16 protein-coding genes and 1 tRNA gene are annotated in these 14,976 nt (G+C 70.3%); 7 read left to right on the top strand and 10 right to left on the bottom strand.

Features of this window, described 5'->3' with window-relative positions; all coding sequences use genetic code 11:
* Window positions 1-752: 752 nt before the first annotated feature.
* The 4 genes from ACZ6JS_RS11200 to ACZ6JS_RS11185 form a co-directional block, all read right to left on the bottom strand.
* On the bottom strand, window positions 753-1,064 hold the full coding sequence (locus ACZ6JS_RS11200; protein ID WP_469297373.1) for an SCO5918 family protein: 312 nt from the start codon (window positions 1,062-1,064) through the stop codon (window positions 753-755).
* A gap of 50 nt (window positions 1,065-1,114) precedes the next feature.
* Window positions 1,115-1,519, bottom strand: a complete 405-nt coding sequence (locus ACZ6JS_RS11195; RefSeq protein WP_469297372.1) for a CBS domain-containing protein — start codon at window positions 1,517-1,519, stop codon at window positions 1,115-1,117.
* A 46-nt stretch (window positions 1,520-1,565) separates the two neighbouring features.
* Window positions 1,566-3,077: a DEAD/DEAH box helicase gene (locus ACZ6JS_RS11190; RefSeq protein ID WP_469297371.1), complete on the bottom strand. Its 1,512-nt coding sequence runs from the start codon at window positions 3,075-3,077 to the stop codon at window positions 1,566-1,568.
* 321 nt (window positions 3,078-3,398) lie between these two features.
* Window positions 3,399-3,602, bottom strand: a complete 204-nt coding sequence (locus ACZ6JS_RS11185; protein ID WP_469297370.1) for a cold-shock protein — start codon at window positions 3,600-3,602, stop codon at window positions 3,399-3,401.
* Window positions 3,603-4,117: 515 nt separating this feature from the next.
* Between ACZ6JS_RS11185 and ACZ6JS_RS11180 the strand changes: the two genes are divergently transcribed.
* On the top strand, window positions 4,118-4,837 hold the full coding sequence (locus ACZ6JS_RS11180; protein ID WP_469297369.1) for a hypothetical protein: 720 nt from the start codon (window positions 4,118-4,120) through the stop codon (window positions 4,835-4,837).
* A gap of 352 nt (window positions 4,838-5,189) precedes the next feature.
* On the opposite strand, the gene ACZ6JS_RS11175 is transcribed toward ACZ6JS_RS11180, so the two are convergent.
* The 3 genes from ACZ6JS_RS11175 to ACZ6JS_RS11165 form a co-directional block, all read right to left on the bottom strand.
* The gene (locus ACZ6JS_RS11175; RefSeq protein WP_469297368.1) at window positions 5,190-5,633 is read right to left on the bottom strand and encodes a DUF2267 domain-containing protein; all 444 of its coding nucleotides are present in this window, start codon (window positions 5,631-5,633) and stop codon (window positions 5,190-5,192) included.
* Between the two features lie 39 nt (window positions 5,634-5,672).
* On the bottom strand, window positions 5,673-6,068 hold the full coding sequence (locus tag ACZ6JS_RS11170) for a DUF2267 domain-containing protein (protein ID WP_469297367.1): 396 nt from the start codon (window positions 6,066-6,068) through the stop codon (window positions 5,673-5,675).
* A gap of 137 nt (window positions 6,069-6,205) precedes the next feature.
* Window positions 6,206-6,640, bottom strand: a complete 435-nt coding sequence (locus ACZ6JS_RS11165; RefSeq protein ID WP_469297366.1) for an Hsp20/alpha crystallin family protein — start codon at window positions 6,638-6,640, stop codon at window positions 6,206-6,208.
* Window positions 6,641-6,769: 129 nt separating this feature from the next.
* Here ACZ6JS_RS11165 and ACZ6JS_RS11160 point away from each other — a divergent pair, with 129 nt between their 5' ends.
* A complete protein-coding gene (locus ACZ6JS_RS11160; protein ID WP_469297365.1) occupies window positions 6,770-7,438 on the top strand; it encodes an HSP18 transcriptional regulator in 669 nt (222 codons plus the stop codon).
* A gap of 503 nt (window positions 7,439-7,941) precedes the next feature.
* Here ACZ6JS_RS11160 and ACZ6JS_RS11155 read toward each other — a convergent pair.
* Window positions 7,942-8,283, bottom strand: coding sequence for a MerR family transcriptional regulator (locus ACZ6JS_RS11155; RefSeq protein WP_469297364.1), 342 nt, complete (start codon window positions 8,281-8,283; stop codon window positions 7,942-7,944).
* A gap of 1,141 nt (window positions 8,284-9,424) precedes the next feature.
* On the opposite strand from ACZ6JS_RS11155, the gene ACZ6JS_RS11150 reads away from it, so the two are divergent.
* The 3 genes from ACZ6JS_RS11150 (at window position 9,425) to ACZ6JS_RS11140 (ending at window position 10,974) form a co-directional block, all read left to right on the top strand.
* On the top strand, window positions 9,425-9,901 hold the full coding sequence (locus ACZ6JS_RS11150) for a cupin domain-containing protein (RefSeq protein WP_469297363.1): 477 nt from the start codon (window positions 9,425-9,427) through the stop codon (window positions 9,899-9,901).
* Between the two features lie 528 nt (window positions 9,902-10,429).
* Window positions 10,430-10,510, top strand: coding sequence for a hypothetical protein (locus tag ACZ6JS_RS11145; protein ID WP_469297659.1), 81 nt, complete (start codon window positions 10,430-10,432; stop codon window positions 10,508-10,510).
* 29 nt (window positions 10,511-10,539) lie between these two features.
* Complete coding sequence (locus ACZ6JS_RS11140) at window positions 10,540-10,974, top strand: NUDIX hydrolase (protein ID WP_469297362.1); 435 nt, start codon at window positions 10,540-10,542, stop codon at window positions 10,972-10,974.
* Window positions 10,975-11,546: 572 nt separating this feature from the next.
* Here the strand turns inward: ACZ6JS_RS11140 and ACZ6JS_RS11135 are convergent.
* Window positions 11,547-11,620: transfer RNA gene (locus ACZ6JS_RS11135), tRNA-Gly, on the bottom strand.
* 490 nt (window positions 11,621-12,110) lie between these two features.
* On the opposite strand from ACZ6JS_RS11135, the gene dcd reads away from it, so the two are divergent.
* Window positions 12,111-12,698, top strand: a complete 588-nt coding sequence (gene dcd / locus ACZ6JS_RS11130; protein ID WP_469297361.1) for a dCTP deaminase — start codon at window positions 12,111-12,113, stop codon at window positions 12,696-12,698.
* On the top strand, window positions 12,695-13,195 hold the full coding sequence (locus tag ACZ6JS_RS11125) for a phosphoribosyltransferase (protein ID WP_469297360.1): 501 nt from the start codon (window positions 12,695-12,697) through the stop codon (window positions 13,193-13,195). The genes dcd and ACZ6JS_RS11125 overlap by 4 nt, the downstream gene beginning before the upstream one ends.
* Window positions 13,196-13,269: 74 nt before the next feature.
* Here ACZ6JS_RS11125 and ACZ6JS_RS11120 read toward each other — a convergent pair whose 3' ends face one another.
* On the bottom strand, window positions 13,270-14,196 hold the full coding sequence (locus ACZ6JS_RS11120; protein ID WP_469297359.1) for a Yip1 family protein: 927 nt from the start codon (window positions 14,194-14,196) through the stop codon (window positions 13,270-13,272).
* Window positions 14,197-14,976 lie beyond the last annotated feature (780 nt).

The raw sequence follows: 14,976 nt of genomic DNA, 5'->3' as shown, positions 1-14,976 counted from the left end.
GACCGGAGACCACCTCGCTATCGATGTCCTGCGGTACCCGGGCTCCGACTTCCGCCCGGGCGATCCTGATGGCGCTCGGCTCCTCCGTTCTTCCCTCGGTGATCAACTGCTTACCCAACGGGGGACTTCGTACTGCTGATACCGCGTACTGCTGGGTACTGCTCTGGCCTGACACAGCGCCGTTCTTCGGCAGCCAGCCCCGTCGCCCATCCTGCATCTGCTCTGGCTTGGAACCCCACTGCCGAACTTCCCGGTGCGCGCGCCCGCAGCCGGCGCCTTCACCGAGGTGCTGCTCACTGACTTCACTGCCGGGTACTGCGTACTGCACTTACGGGTACTGCCACTGCGTCACTGCTCATGGCGGCCCCTGATCACTGCGAGCCGCCCGGTCCGGTCGTCAGTCCCGTCGCCTTCCTGCAAACCTGGCTTCGGAACTCCACCACCGCACCGTCCTGCGTACTGCAACTACGTGTGCTTCTGCCGGCAGTTCGTCTCTGCCAGGCCCTGCTGTCTTTCTGGGCTACGAGAGAAACCATAACCACGACACCCGTGAATGTCTACTTCGGCCGACGTAGATTTTCGTGTGTTCGACGGTGAGGTAATCGACCGGGATCGGCGAGGTGGCCAGGGCGCGGGGCCGGTGATGCGGCCGTGGCGAACCGCCGCGTGGCGGCCGGTACGCGGAAGGGCCCGACCGGCATGCGCCGGTCGGGCCCCTGCTGTGCGTGTGTCGGCTCGCGCCTGTCGGCCGGTCAGACGGCCACGGGAGTGCCCAGCATCGCGGCCGCCCGCTGGAGCGGGCTGAGGGCGCGCACGGGCGCGGCGGGCGCGGGAAGGCCCCGACAGGTGAAGCCGAGCTTGGCCATGGCGCGCAGGACCTCGTCGGCGCTGAAGTCGCGGCGGTCCTGGCGGGTGATGACCTGGCCGACCTGCTTGACGGGGTAGGTGCGGCGGCCGATGATCACGGACTCACCGGTGACGGGCTCGGGCTTGATGCCCGCCATGGACTCCAGGACGCCGCTCTTGGTCAGGTCGAACGGAAATCGGGCGATGACGCAACGCATGATGCCTCGCAGGGAGAGGAGGAGAACGGACCGGCCGCGGTGGGGACGGTTCAGCGGGCAAGGGCGAGGACGCCCAGAGCGCTGCCCTGTTCGTCGACGACGGGCAGTGCGTCGAGCCGGCGGTAGCGCATCGCGTGTTGGGCTTCGGCCATCGTGGTCGTGGGCGATGTGAACGGCCCGTGGCCGCCCAGGATCTCGCGCAGGCGCACCCGGTCCGTGTACGCGTCGCCGTCACGGACGGCGGCGAGCTGGGCCCGCGTGACCAGCCCGGTGCACACGCCGTCGTTGTCGCAGACGAGGAGATGCCCCTCGTCGGCACTGGTCATGACGGACAGGGCCACTTCGACCGTCATGTCGTCACAGACCTGCGGTCCGGCGGCCTTCATGGCATCGTGCACCGTCCGGTGTACGGGGTGGTCGCCCGCCGGGCGGGGCTGCATCTGGACCAGCGTCAAAAGGTGCCTCCTGCAGAGATGGGTGAGCTTCCTGATCACGTGGTTCTCAGGCCGCCGCATCGAAGGCGGACCGGGGCACGTTCGTGCGCCGGGCAGCAGCTGCGGGACTGCGTCGGCCGCGGGTGGTCGCGCCGCGCTTGGGCCGTTCGGAGGCCGGCGCGGTGATGGTGACGGGGACGCCGGAAGGGGCCTGGGCGCCGGTGATCCGGTTCAGGGCCTCGTCGCCGGAGCGGACCTGGGTGGTCCGGGGGACGATGCCGGCGGCGGCCATGAGGCGGGTCATGTCGCGGCGCTGGTTGGGGGTGACCAGGGTGACGACGCTGCCCGACTCGCCTGCGCGGGCGGTACGGCCGCCGCGGTGGAGGTAGTCCTTGGGGTCGGTCGGCGGGTCCACGTTGACGACGAGGTCGAGGTTGTCGACGTGGATGCCGCGCGCCGCGACGTTCGTGGCCACCAGGACGGTGACGTGCCCGGTCTTGAACCGGGTCAGGGTCCGGGTGCGCTGGGGCTGGGACTTCCCGCCGTGGAGGGCGGCCGCGCGTACCCCGCTGTCGAGGAGGTCCTGGGTGAGGCGGTCCACGGCGTGCTTGGTGTCGAGGAACATGATCACCCGGCCTTCGCGCGCCGCGATCTCCGTCGTCAGCCGGTGCTTGTCGGTGCCGTGGACGTGCAGCACGTGGTGCTCCATCGTCGTGACCGCCCCGGCGGACGGGTCCACGGAGTGCACGACGGGGTCGGTCAGGTAGCGACGCACCAGCCGGTCCACGTTGCGGTCCAGGGTCGCCGAGAACAGCATCCGCTGGCCCTCGGGACGTACCTGGTCGAGCAGGGCGGTGACCTGGGGCATGAAGCCCATGTCGGCCATCTGGTCGGCTTCGTCGAGGACGGTGACGCCGACCTGGTTCAGGCGGCAGTCACCGCGGTCGATGAGGTCCTTGAGGCGGCCCGGCGTGGCGACGACGACTTCGGCGCCCCCGCGCAGCGCACCCGCCTGCCTGCCGATGGGCATGCCGCCGACGACGGTCGCCAGGCGGAGCCTGACCGCTCGGGCGTACGGGGCGAGGGCATCGGTCACCTGCTGGGCCAGCTCGCGGGTGGGTACGAGGACGAGGGCGAGCGGCTGGCGGGGTTCGGCACGCTGTCCGGCGGTCCGGGCCAGGAGGGCCAGGCCGAAGGCCAGGGTCTTCCCGGAGCCGGTGCGGCCGCGGCCCAGGACGTCGCGGCCGGCGAGGGAGTTGGGCAGGGTCGCGCCCTGGATCGGGAACGGCACGCTCACACCCTGCGCGGCGAGGGCGGCCAGGAGCTCGGCGGGCATGTCGAGGTCCGCGAACGCCTCGACGGCGGGCAGCGCGGGAGTGATCGTCTTCGGCAGGGCGAACTCCCCCTGCACCACGGCGGGGCGGCGGCCATGGCCGCCCGAGCGGCTCGGAGCTCCGGAGCCGCTCCGCGCGGACGAGCCGAAGCGGCTGCCCCGACCCGAACCGGCGGAGTCGAAAGCGGGGCCGCCGGTGCGCTTACGGGTGTGAGAGGACCGGTTGTTCGTACGTGTGGGATTCATGGAGAACCTTCCTTGATACGCCGCGTATCAAGGAATGCCCGCAGCGGAAGAACAGTGCGGGGCATCGCGAGAACGGGGCCGAATGGAATGCGAAAGCGAACCTGGCCGACGGAATTCGTGCGGGCGTGGTCGCTGGAATGCGGAATGCCATGGGGGCGCGAAATACCAGTGCAAGTGCATGTGCATGTGCCTGGTTCGGCTCCGGGGGGCTGAATCTCTTCTGAAGGTCGGATCCAGCAGGTGAAACCGTGGCGGAAATGGGTGCAGCTGGGGCCCGCACCCCGAGGGATGCGGGCCCCAGCTACACAATGCGCGTCAGTGTCAGGCGGGGAGGATGTTCTCGGCCGTCGGCCCCTTCTGGCCCTGCGCGATGTCGAAGGTGACCTTCTGGCCTTCGAGCAGCTCGCGGAAGCCCTGGGCGGCGATGTTCGAGAAGTGGGCGAACACGTCGGGGCCGCCACCGTCCTGCTCGATGAAACCGAAACCCTTGGCCGCGTTGAACCACTTCACGGTGCCAGATGCCATGTCGAATCTCCTTTGGGGCAGTACAGCGGCGTCCGCACTGCACGGACGCCGTGTCGCCGCGATGATGCCCCGCCCGGAAAATGACCCGGAAATATAAAGCGCTCCCACGGGGCGCGGAGGCCGCATGCGGGCGCTTGAAGTTTGTGGGTACCAAAACTGCAACCAGGATCGACAGTAGCACGCCGCAGTGGTTTGCGGGCGTGAAATGATTCCACCGTGCGCGTTGCGGCAAAAACCCTCCCACCGGGGTCCGTGAAATCCTCAGACCGCGGGCACAGATATTGATTCGCCTCCGGGGGCGGCGTTTCGGAGGCGACGACATCGTGCTGCGGGGCTTGACGAGGGCCGATCCGAAGGGGCAGGCCCTCGGAGAAGGCGGCTGTGATCGGGCCCGGGCGTACCGCTCTCGGCTGCTGTCCACCGGGCCTCTCCGATGGGTCACTCGGGGCTGCCACCGCGACAGACCTACGGATGCGGAGTCGCCCTTGGCGGCCCTGGGAGGGTTCAATGCCCAGGTGGTGGACTGGACACGGATGCGCGACTGCTGGTTCGAGGTTGACCGCGTTCCCGAGCTCCTGCAGCGGGTGGAGCGCGAGGACGACCGTGAAGCGTGGAAGGAGCTGGGTTGGCGGCTCGTCCTCGAGCACGACCTGCTGTCTCCGGCCAGTTTCGCCGCCTTCCCGCGCCTGGTTCGCCTCGCGCCGCGCAGCGCGGAGGCGCGCGGGCTGGCCGGGAAGATCCTCGAGCGCGCGGCAGGGCGGCACGGCTGCGACGGCCTGCTGGCCGACTGCGCCGACGCGATCATGGAGTTCCGTGAGGTGCTGGACGCGCACCTGCGGTCGCGGCCGGCCGACTACCTCGTGTCCTTCCGTGCCCTGCTCGCGGTCGAAGAGGAGTACCACTGGGCGAACGCCCTGGAGGGCTTCACGGACGACATCATCGGCGTGGACTGTCCCCACTGCGGTCTGAAAGTGACGATCGTCGTCGGAGGCTTCGGATGCTACTCGGGGGTGCGCGAGGGGGATGAGGAGATCCGGCGGGACCTGCGTCCGGCGGCTGCTGGGCAACTCACCGGGACCGGCCGATGGATGCATGACATCACGGTCCGCGACGGGCAGGAGGCGCTCGCCGACGGCATTGCCCACCTGTTCGGTGGAGCGGAATGTCCGCGCTGCGCCAGCGTCTTCACCGTCGCGGACGAGTACACGGCCGCCAACCGTCCGGTCATGCGGTGAACCACGACCACGAGCGGAGCCACCGTCGGATCGAGCCGGTCGGTCGGCCGCCCCTGATCCCGCTGATCCCGCCGGTCCGGCAGTGCCGGGGGCGGTCCCTTCCTTCCCGGCCTCCATGTGCCGGATTCCCGCGTGGGTGAGGGTGGCCATTGCGGGGGTGTTGCCGGGTTCCCGGCCGGCGGTGACCAGTCCTTCGCCGGCCAGGTATGTGCATGCGGCGGCCAGGCCCTTTTCCGGCACGTGCAGGTCGCTCCGCAACTGCGATCCCGTAATGCGTCTCCGGGCCTGTGGCGGCTTCTCAGATCTCGTCGGAGTGTGCGCCGATGCCGGCGGGGCCCGGGCAAGCGCGGCATCAGGCGGCGTGCTGGGGCTGCCGCAGTTCGGCCTGGCCGAAGAGGAGTGCGTAGCCTGCGGGGAGTTGGCGCAGGATGCGGGAGAGGAGGTCGGGGCCGGCGAGGCGGGCGACGACGGCGAGGACGGCTCCGGTGTCCCAGCGGGCGATGGCGGGGGTGGTGGCGGATCGGGCGGCGATGTCCTTGACGAAGCCCCAGCCGGTGAGGGGGTCGGTGGCGGGGGTCTGGGCGGTCAGGGCGAGGGCGGCTTCGACGGGCAGGGCCTGGGCGAGGTCGACGCGTTCGTCTCCGGTGACCTGTCGGCCGAGGGCGGCCAGGACGGTGCGGACGGCTTCCTCGGCGCGTTCGCGCGTGGGGTGGGCGCCTTCGTAGCGCACGCGTTCCAGCATCTGGTCGTACGACATGGCGAGCTGTCCGGGGTTCGGTCGAGGCTGGTCGTACATGGTGCTGCGGTTGCCTTTCTCTTCGATGACGGCGGGCGGTCAGGTGGGCCGGGGGTGGCCGAAGAGGAGGTCGTAGCCGGGCGGGAGCTGGAGCAGGACCTCGCGTGTGAGGACGTCTCCCGCCGCTGCGGCCGCGGTGGACAGGACCGCCCCGATGTCCCACAGGGCGGTCTTCTCGGTGGCGCCTTCGATCCAGGCCGCGGTCGCGCGGACGAAGCGCTCGGGCGAGAGCGGCTCGGCTGCCTGCAGGGGGTTGAGGAGGATCAGGGCGTACGTCTCGGGCAGGCGGGCGGCGAGCTCGGCCCGCACGGTGCCGACCAGGTGCGCGCCCAGCAGGGCCAGCACGACGCGGGCAACGCGTTCGGCTTCTTCCCTGGTCCGGTACTCGCCGCGTTCGCGGACTTGGTCCAGGAAGGCTTCCCGGCGCATCGGCATCTCACGTCACCTCCGGGGAGGGGTGAAGGGGCGAGGGGGCGAAGGGGCGAGTGCGTGAAGGCGAGGGGGCTGGGTGCGGAGGGCGGGGTGCCGGAGGGGGATCGAGCCCCCGTCCTCCGCCGCCGGTGCGGGCTCGGTCAGCCGGAGATCTGCTTGCGGTCGGACTCGCCGCCGATGGCGATCTTGCGGGGCTTGGCGCGCTCGGCGATCGGGATCCGCAGGGTCAGGACACCGGCGTCGTAGTCGGCCTCGATGCGCTCGGTGTCCAGGGTGTCGGCCAGCATGATCTGGCGGGAGAAGACACCGAGGGGCCGCTCGGAGAGTTCCATCTGCACGCTGTCGGACTTGCCCGCGGGCCGGCGCTCGGCCTTGACGGTCAGCATGTTCCGCTCGACGTCGATGTCGATCGCGTCGGTGCTCACGCCGGGCAGGTCGAACGCGATCACGTACACGTCGCCCTCGCGGTAGGCGTCCATCGGCATCACGGACGGCTTCGACCACGTGCCCGAGGTGCCGGAAAGCTGCTGGACGATGCGGTCCATCTCGCGGAACGGGTCGGTGCGCATCAACATCGCGAAACACCTCCAGTTTGGTTCAGGCAGGAACTGCCCATGCGCTTCAACGTGCTTCCGTTGTAACATGTCATCGAAGCGATGACAAGCTGGACGTCATCAGGAGGATGACAGATTTCGGAGACTGCCATGAACGAGCCCGCAGAGCCGACCGGACCCGTTCCCTTCCTTGCCGCGGCTGCGGCACTGGAGACCATCAACCGGGCCGTCAAGGACGCACGGCACCCCTCCGCGGGAACGCCGTCCGCCACGGCGGCGCCCGCGGCGGACGCGGGCCCGCATCCGGCCCTGGCTGCCCTGCTGATGCTGCGCGAGGTCCGTGAGCAGCTCGCCGGCTGGGAGACCGGCCTGATCGAAACCGCCCGAGGGCAGGGAGCCAGCTGGGCCGACCTGGCGGGCCCCCTCGGGGTCGCCAGCCGCCAGGCCGCCGAGCGGCGCTACCTCCGGCTCCGCCCCGGCAAGGCCGGAAGCACCGGGGAAGAGCGCGTCCAGGCCACCCGCGACACCCGCGCCGCCGACCGCAACGTGAACGCCTGGGCCCGCGACAACGCGGCAGACCTGCGCCGCCTCGCAGGGCAGGTCACCGCCCTCACCAGCCTCCCGGCCGACGCCGTGGGCGCCATCGGCGAACTGAATCTGGCCCTCGCCGACAACGACGCCGCCCGCCTCCTGCGCCCCCTGACCGCCACCCGCACCCACCTGCGGCCCGAGGACGCGGAACTCGCCGAACGCATCGACGCCCTCACCCGCCACACCGACCGGCTCCGCCAGGACACCCACGACCAGCGCAATGCGTGACCTCTGGGGGTTCGTCGGCGGCCTCGGGACAGGCCCGGGCAATCAAGGAGGCCCGGGTCGCCGGCCTGACCTTCGCCGATCGCCCTGGCCCCCGCGGTACACATGGTTCCCTCGCTCTACCGGGCGCAGCGGTCGGACCTGCCTCGGGTGATCGGCCGACGATCCACACGGACGGAGTGCCGGAGCGCCGTGCTGTGGGGGTGTGCCTGCCCTCGCTGCTCGGGGACAGTGCCCCACGTTCACGTTGGCCGCCTCCAGGGGAGACGCCACGGTCATGCGTAGGCGCCGACAGGGCACCCTTCGGGCCACGTACCGGGCCGACACCGGCGGACCTCACAGGAGCTTCAGCGGCCGGACAGCCGCCGGACCGTCCGGCGGCGCGGCACTCCACCCGCCACCCGGCGTGCGGCCGTGGCCGACGATGGCGGCCGAGCGGGGAGTTCCCCGCCGAGCAGGGCCCCTGAATGCGCGTGGCCCGCCGAAGCCGCGGCGGGCGCCTCGCCTCAGGCTTTGGGCGGCGGCGGCGCGGCCGACTCGGCGGCCCGGCGGTATTCGGCGTTGATGCGCTGGGCTTCCTCGAGCTGGTCCTCGAGGATGATGATGCGGCAGGCGGCCTCGATGGGGGTGCCCTGGTCGACGAGTTCCCGGGCGCGGGCGGCGATGCGCAGCTGGTAGCGGGAGTAGCGGCGGTGGCCGCCGGCGGAGCGGAGCGGGGTGATCAGGCGGGCTTCTCCGATGGCGCGGAGGAAGCCCTGGGTGGTGCCGAGCATCTCGGCGGCCCGACCCATGGTGTAGGCGGGGTAGTCGTCGTCGTCGAGACGGCCGAACGAGTCGTCTGCTGTCATTGAACCTCTCTCATGGAACGCGTGGAGGGGCCCTGGCGCTGTACAGCACCAGGGCCCCGAAGGAACTACTACACCATCTGTCGGCCCTGATACGGCGCCGACCCTGTGTTTCCGCCGACCCGGCCCAGATGCTGCCGGGAGTGCGGGGATCGCGGATGCTTGACCGGAGACCACCTCACTATCGATGTCCTGCGGTACCCGGGCTCCGACTTCCGCCCGGGCGATCCTGATGGCGCTCGGCTCCTCCGTTCTTCCCTCGGTGATCAACTGCGTACTGCTGGGTACTGCTCTGGCCTGACACAGCGCCGTTCTTCGGCAGCCAGCCCCGTCGCCCATCCTGCATCTGCTCTGGCTTGGAACCCCACTGCCGAACTTCCCGGTGCGCGCGCCCGCAGCCGACGCCTTCACCGAGGTGCTGCTCACTGACTTCACTGCTGGGTACTGCACTTACAGGTACCGCCACCGCGTGGACTGCGGTACCTCCGACAGCGGCCCCTGATCACTGCGGGCCACCCGGTCCGGTCGCCAGTCCCGTCGCCGTCCTGCAACTTCCGTGGCTTCGGAACTCCACCACCGCACCGCCATGCGCACTGCAACTGCGAGTACTGCTGCCCGGCAGTTCGTCTCTGCCGGGCCCTGTTGTCTCTCTGGCTACGAGAAAAACCATAACCTTGGCGACGCCCAATGTCTACTCCGGCCGTCATAGATTTTCGCGTGTCCAGTGGTGAGGTAATCGACTCTGCCCGGCAGCGGGACCAGGAGCGAGGCCAGCAGGGGCCCGGAACGACGGCTGCGGGCTGCGGGATCGGGGGCTCCGGCGGAACCAAGACGTCGTCGCCACCGGCGGGCCACGAGATCGGCACGCTGGAGGCCGTGTACGTGGACACCGGCACCGACAAGCGAGCCGGCCACGGCCGCCGTCCGGGCAGGCTGCGCACACCGCGAGGGGCCTTGCCCCGCTGGACGGCGCGCTCGTCGGGCGGGGCCGCGTTGAGGTCGGTTACGACCGGGCCTGGTGCAAGCGGCGGCTCGCGTGTTTGTGCCCGGAAGAGCCAGGGCTCTGAGAACGTTGGCGTGGCCGGCGCCAGACCGCGACCGTGCGCCGCGTACCGTCCTCACCTTCGTCGAACGGGAGAGAAGGATGACCATCAAGGACATCGGGCCGGAACCGCAGAGCTTCGACCTCGAGAGGGCGACGCTCGAGAACACGAACCATCGCGCGGTCGCCTGGTCTGGGAAGTACCTGCAGCTGACTCTCATGTCGATCCCGGTGGGGGAGGACATCGGCTTGGAGGCGCACCCGGAGACCGACCAGTTCCTACGACTCGACGCGGGCCGGGGCCGCGTTCAGATGGGCCCTGCGAAGGATCGGCTCGACTTCGACCGGGAGGTCGAGGACGGCTGGGCGATCTTCGTACCCGCCGGCACGTGGCACAACGTCACCAACATCGGTGACGAGCCCCTGCAGCTCTACGCCGTGTACGCGCCGGTCCACCACGCGTCGGGCAAGATCCACGCGACAGCCGCCGACGCGGAGCGCGACGAGGACTCCGGAAACGACGAGCCGCCGAGCTGGTCGGTCCAGCCCGCCCAACCGCCGTTGGACGAGCACGCCTGACCGGCGAGGCCCTGTCACGACTGTGGTGCCTGCCGCCGGGGTGCGTGAGCAGCGGGCTGACGGCGCCGCGGCAGCAGACTCCCGACCCGGCTGAACCCGCCACGCGGGGGTGACGCATCGGGCGGCAGGCCCGCCGGGGCTGCCCATCAGCTCCGCGTGGCCGGCTGCCCCGAGTGCGAAGTCCCCGTCGCCCGTCGCCCCGGCACGGGCAAGGGCAAGGGCAAGGGCGCTGACGGTCGACGGCTTCCGCGGCAGCGACGGGATGGCGGTCCAGGCCGAGGGCGTCGACAAAGCTGTCCCCGCTTCCTGCGCATGGCCGCCGGCCGGAAGTCGCTGGACGAAGCGCTCGGCATCCGCCGGCTCGCCCTGGGCCGACTTCCCCGCCGGTGACTCGGCCGAGCGGGGAGTGCGGGCGGCGGCCCCCGGATCCCCATCTCTGCCGGTTGGACGGCGAGTTGCCGCACGAGGTGGCGCACACGATGATCAGGCTCGCCGGAGAGCGGCCGGTCCGAAGACGTCGCCGCCCTGGTGGCGTTCCCGGCGGGCCCCTCCGCGTCGTTCATCACTGGGCAATCCGTCCACGTCGACGGCGGCTGGCTGCTGCACTGAGACGCCGACAAGCAAGGAGACAGACCGACATGAAGGAACGAGTCCGCGCCGTCCTCGTCACCGCCGACGACACGATGCTGGTCATCCGCCGTACCAAGCGCGACGTTCCCGAGTACTGGGTCCTCCCCGGCGGCGGCGTCGAGCCCAGTGACGAGTCCCGGGAGGCCGCCCTCCACCGCGAGATCCACGAGGAGATCGCCGGGAAGGCCGACATCGTCCGGCTCCTCCACACCATGGAGTCCGACGACGAGCGCCAGCTCTTCTACCTCGCCCGTATCGCGACGTGGTCCTTCGAGGATCGCACCGGGCCCGAGTTCAGCGCCGAGGGCCGAGGTGAGTACGCGCTGGAGCAGATCCCGCTGACCGTGGAGGGGCTCGACGGCATCGACCTCAAGCCCGAGGAGATCGTCCACGTCCTGCGGGGCGCCATCAGCGCCGGAACCCTTGCCCCGTTCAGTCAGTGAACGACCTGGACGTGCTTCCGGGGCACGCATGCCCGCTTCGGGAGGGACATGGCCGCCGCTGGGGGTGGCGGCGGGCATCCGCCTGCCGCCCGATTCGACGAGCGCGTGTGGCGGGTCGCGGACTCATCCCCGGCTGCGATCCGCCCTCGGTCGCTGACTGGCGGACCGGTGCCCCTGGCCCCGGTCCGCCCGGCCACCCCAGGGGCGGCACCGGCCGAGACGCGCTTCCCCGACGGGTGGGAGCGTCTTGGTCGACAACTTGCTCCGTCTGGAACGAGGTGAGCGGTTCCGGCTGCCGTCGGTCGTTGACGACGAGGGTGTGCTGATCCACCAGCGCCGGCCCGCCGCATCGTAGGTGCCTGCAGGCCGTGGCCAGTGCGGCCGCGTCGCGGGGGCCGGGGGCAAGGTCATGCCCGCGCTCCCGCCGCAGCTTCCCGGCCGGGCGGCCCGTACGAGGTGACCCGCTTCAATCTGACGCCCCATTAGGGGAGTTGTGGCACGCGAATGGCACACGGCCCCAGATGGGTCTAGACAACAAACAAGCCCCAGGTCGCTGACCTGGGGCTTTGCCGTGGAGCGGATGACGGGAATCGAACCCGCGCTATAAGCTTGGGAAGCTCATGTTCTACCATTAAACTACATCCGCGCAGTGGGCCAGTTGCCTGGATCCCTACCGTTGCACACTCTACCTCATGATCGACCCCCGGTGCATTCACCGCGGGGTCGTCGTTGTCTGTGGTGTGCACCGAGGCGTGTGCGTGCGGGAGTTGGGGCGTACCGTGGGGTGCGGAGCGGCGGCTGGAGCAGGTGCCGATCATCCCCTAATGTGGCGATTCGTCGCAGTACGGCTCGTTGGGGAAAGGGACTCGATGGAGCACACCGTCGTCCGTTGTGCCGAAGGGCACGTTTTCAGTACCGCCTCCTTCCCGCTGCAGCATCTCGGTCCCGGCCGGATCGGGCCCGGGCGGCTGCTGCGGTGTCCGCGGTGCGCGCGCCTGCGGCAGGCCGTCCCCGTCGGTGGTGCGCCCAAGCGCTGAGCGCTCGGCGAGACTCACGGCCGTCGGGACGTACGGCCGGGCGCGCGGGTGGTCCCTCTCGATTGGGGGTGGCCCGCGCGCTCTGCGTATCCTCGGGGCGTGCTTCTCTCTGACAAAGACATCCGGGCCGAGATCGACAGCGGACGGATTCGCATCGACCCGTTCGACGAGGCGATGGTGCAGCCCTCCAGCATCGATGTGCGTCTCGACCGGTTCTTCCGGGTGTTCGAGAATCACCGCTACGCCCACATCGATCCCGCGGTCGAGCAGCCGGACCTGACCCGGATGGTCGAGCCCGAGGGGGACGAGGCGTTCATCCTGCACCCCGGTGAGTTCGTCCTCGCGTCGACCTACGAGGTCATCACACTGCCCGACGACATCGCCTCCCGGCTGGAGGGGAAGTCCAGCCTGGGCCGCCTCGGCCTCGTGACGCACTCGACCGCCGGGTTCATCGACCCCGGATTCTCCGGTCACGTGACTCTCGAGCTGTCGAACCTGGCCACGCTGCCGATCAAGCTCTGGCCGGGCATGAAGATCGGCCAGCTGTGCCTGTTCCGGCTCAGCTCGCCCGCGGAGTTCCCGTACGGCAGCGAACGGTACGGCTCCCGGTACCAGGGGCAGCGCGGGCCGACCGCCTCGCGTTCCTTCCAGAACTTCCACCGTACCCAGGTGAGGCACGAGGCATGAGCAGCGCAGTACGCGAGAACCTGACCTACGAGGGATTCGGCGCCGCCGTGCGCGAGCTGGCGCAGACGATCGCCGACGACGGCTACGAGCCCGACATCATCCTGAGCATCGCCCGCGGCGGCGTGTTCGTCGCCGGCGGTCTGGCGTACGCCCTGGACTGCAAGAACATCCACCTGGTCAACGTGGAGTTCTACACCGGCGTCGGCACCACGCTGGAGATGCCGGTCATGCTGGCGCCCGTGCCCGAGGCGATCGACTTCACCGACAAGAAGGTCCTCATCGCCGACGACGTCGCCGACACCGGCAAGACGCTGAAGCTGGTGCACGACTTCTGTCTGGGGCACGTCGCCGAGGTGCGCTCCGCCGTCATCTACGAGAAGTCCCACTCCCTCGTGAAGTGCGAGTACGTGTGGAAGAAGACCGACGAGTGGATCAACTTCCCGTGGTCGGTCGAGCCGCCGGTCGTCAAGCGCGAGGGCCAGGTCCTCGACGCCTGATCGGTTCTCGTCCCCGTATATGCGCGAGGGGCCCCCGGCCGTAGCCGGGGGCCCCTCGCGCGTCCGCGTACGCGCTAGATGGTGCCCAGCTTGATGATCGACAGCAGGGCGATCAGCTGGATCGCGGAGGCGCCCAGCGCCTTCGGCCACGGCAGGTCGTGCGACTTGCTGATCAGCGAGGTGAAGAGCGCGCCCGCGGCGACCCAGGTGGCCCAGCCCAGCACCTGGACGATCATGTTGTCGCCGCCGAGGAACACGGCGAAGAGCAGGCGCGGAGCGTCCGTGATGGACATGACCAGCATCGACAGGCCCACGGTGGGCTGCCAGCTGCCGTCGCCGCCCATCTGGCGGGCCAGGGTGTGCGTGACGGCGCCCAGGAGCAGCCCGCAGATGACGAAGGCCACGCCGGCGGACAGCACGATCGGGACGGCCTGCGACAGCGTCGCGTTGATCACGTCCTTGCGGGCGTCGTCGAGGCCGAAGACCGCGAGAAGGCCGTAGAGGAAGGTCACGGTCAGCGCCGGACCCCAGACGGGGTAGTCGCGCATCTGCAGGAAGGTCTGGCCGGGCCGCGTCACGATGCCGCGGAGCAGCTCCTTCCACGGCAGTCGCGGACCGGACGGCGCCGCCGCGGCAGCACCCGCCTGGTAGGTCGCGCCCTGGCCGTACGGGTCCTCGCCGACGGCGAAGACCTGCGTGTGTCCGGGGTTGTCGTTCGTGTAGTTGCCGCCGCCTCCGTGCCCGTACGGAGGCTGCTGCCCGTAGGGGGGCTGCTGCGCGTGCGGCTGCTGCTGCCCGTACGGGTCGAAGTACTCCGGTTCGCCGTGGCCCCCGGCGTTCGGCTGCGGCCACTGCTGCTGCGGTGGCGGCCCGCCGACGGGAGGGTAGGGCGGCTGGCCGTACGGCGGCGGTTGCTGCTGACCGTACGACTGCTGCTGCTGCGGGGGGTGTTGCGGACGGCGGTTGTCGTTACGGCCGCGTCCGATCCTGAATCCAGCCACGTGATCGAACGTACCTGGTCCGGCGGGCTCCGGTGGCCGGGCAGCCGGAAACACGCACCCTTTGCGGCTGACCTGTGACATCCCTTAGGGGATCCCCGGGGGGTTCTCCCCACCCTCGGATCGTCGCCACTGCCTGACCGGTTCGAGTGGTTACGTAGCGTTCTGATGGTCTTCGTCACGTTCCCGGCGGGATACCCGCATACCGGACCCGTAGTTTCTTGTCCGCCGCCTCCCGGTCGGGCCCGCCTTCGCGGTCTCCCCGACCGTGTCCGGGCCGGAGGTGCTGCCCCGCATCGAGCGGCCGTCTGTCGAGCCGCCCGGTGGACCCGAAGCACGGGCCGGTGCCTGCTGTCCGTGCCTTCGTCGCCGCCGTGAAGCTGGCGGACGGATCCGTCGCCGCGGTCCACAAGATCGGCAGGAGTCACTTCGAGGCCGGCATCCTCGCGGGCTCCACCAGGCTGGACACCCTGGTCAGCCGGGGCGGGGCCGCGTCGTACGGGCAGAGCAACGGCCTGCACGTCGTGCTCCACCCGAACGGCACCGTGACGTCGTGGCCGGACGGGGCGCCGAGGCCGAGCCCCGGCCGAAGCCTGGTGCGAAGAAGCACGGCGAGGTGGAGAGCTCGGTGCGGGTCGCGGTGGCGGACGGGCGGATGCCAAGCGGGTGGACGGTCCGCGCGGCAGGTACGTCGTGAGGCTGATCGAGAGGTACACGGTCGACGCGACCGCCGCCGAAGAAGGACCACGTCCGGGTCGTTCCGAGCAGTGGCGGCATGGCCGC

The sequence above is a fragment of the Streptomyces sp. NPDC046349 genome, assembly GCF_055587885.1.
Note: the sequence above shows the minus strand (reverse complement) of the source record. Positions and strands in the feature narration are given on the sequence as shown.